Source organism: Mycobacterium gordonae (assembly GCF_002101675.1).
In the GTDB taxonomy this organism is placed as follows: Bacteria; Actinomycetota; Actinomycetes; order Mycobacteriales; family Mycobacteriaceae; genus Mycobacterium; species Mycobacterium gordonae.
In genome coordinates this window covers 1-1,434 of the sequence record NZ_LQOY01000128.1, presented here as the reverse complement: position 1 = coordinate 1,434, position 1,434 = coordinate 1, and the positions used below count along the sequence as shown (strand labels likewise).

At 61.4% G+C, this 1,434-nt stretch carries 1 protein-coding gene; it reads left to right on the top strand.

Translation table 11 applies throughout. The annotated features are described in order from the left end of the window. The first annotated feature begins 101 nt into the window (after positions 1-101). Positions 102-1,358 (top strand): DDE-type integrase/transposase/recombinase, encoded by a 1,257-nt coding sequence (locus AWC08_RS19390; protein WP_174900780.1) that lies wholly within the window; start codon positions 102-104, stop codon positions 1,356-1,358. Positions 1,359-1,434 lie beyond the last annotated feature (76 nt).

Below are 1,434 nucleotides of genomic sequence, written 5' to 3'. Positions count from 1 at the left end.
CGGCTTGACTCACGAAAAGTGCCCGCGAAACGCCCTCGGTGCCTCACATAAGAATGCCCGCGAAACGGTGACCGTCGTCAGGCATGGGAAGTGGGTTGTCGATGACGTCTCGGGCCGAGATCACCACCAGGTACGCCAGGGCGTATGTGAAGGCCTGCAAGAAGGACAGGGGATGGATTCTGGATCAGGTGGTCGAGGTGACCGGGTGGTCGCGCGACAATGCCCGGCGAAGGCTTACCGCAGCGGCGATGCGGCCACCGGGGCCGGGGCGCGGTGTGGCGAAGCGGCCCCGCAAGCCTCGGGCTGTGAAGTATTCCTATGACGCGCTCAAGGTGCTGCAAAGGGTTTGGGCCGCCTCGGGTGGGCAGTGCGGGAAGTATCTGGCTGCTTCGATGCGGCTGCAGCTTGACGGGCTAGAACGCCACGACGAGCTGGCCTTTGGCCGTGACCGCTACAGCCCGGCCGTGCGTGAGGAGTTGCTGAAGATGAGCGCGGCGACGATTGACCGCTACCTGGCGCCGGCGAAGGCCAAGGGCCAGATCAGTGGTGTGTCGACGACGAAACCCTCACCGCTGCTGCGGAATTCGATCAAGATCCGTAAGGCAGGCGATGAAGTAGAAGACGAACCTGGCTTCTTCGAGGGCGATACGGTCGCGCATTGCGGCCCAACACTGAAAGGTGAGTTCGCCCGCACCCTCAACCTCACCGATGTACATATCGGCTGGGTATTCACCCGCACCGTGCGCAACAACGCCAACACCCACATCCTGGCCGGACTGAAAGCAGGGTTTCATGAGATACCTTACGAAGTAACAGGTTTGGATTTTGACAACGGCACCGAGTTCCTGAACAAGGCCGTCATCAAGTGGGCCGCACAGATGGAGATCTTCTTCACCCGCTCGCGGCCCTACAAGAAGAACGACCAGGCCACCATCGAATCCAAGAACAACCATCTGGTGCGCAAATACGCGTTCTACTACCGCTACGACACCCCTGAAGAACAAGCCGTGCTCAACCGGCTGTGGCCACTGGTCAACGACCGGCTCAACTACCTGACCCCGACCATCAAACCCATCGGATATGCCAGCAGCGGTGACGGCCGGCGCCGACGCCGCTACGACACCCCGCAGACCCCATTCGACCGGCTCCTGGCCGCCGGCGTCCTTTCACCAGCACAGCAGGCCGAACTGATCGCCTACCGCGACAGCCTCAACCCCGCCAAAATCGGCCGCGAGATCGCCGACCTGCAGAACCGGCTTCTCCTGCTGGCCAAGGAAAAAACCGAGCAGCTCTACCTCGCCAGCATCCCCACCGCCCTACCCAACATCCGCAAAGGCATCCGGACCAAGGCCGGCTGACCCAGCCCGTTTCGCGGGCATTTTTATGTGAGGCATGGATCAATTTTCGCGGGCATATTTACATGAGGCATCACGG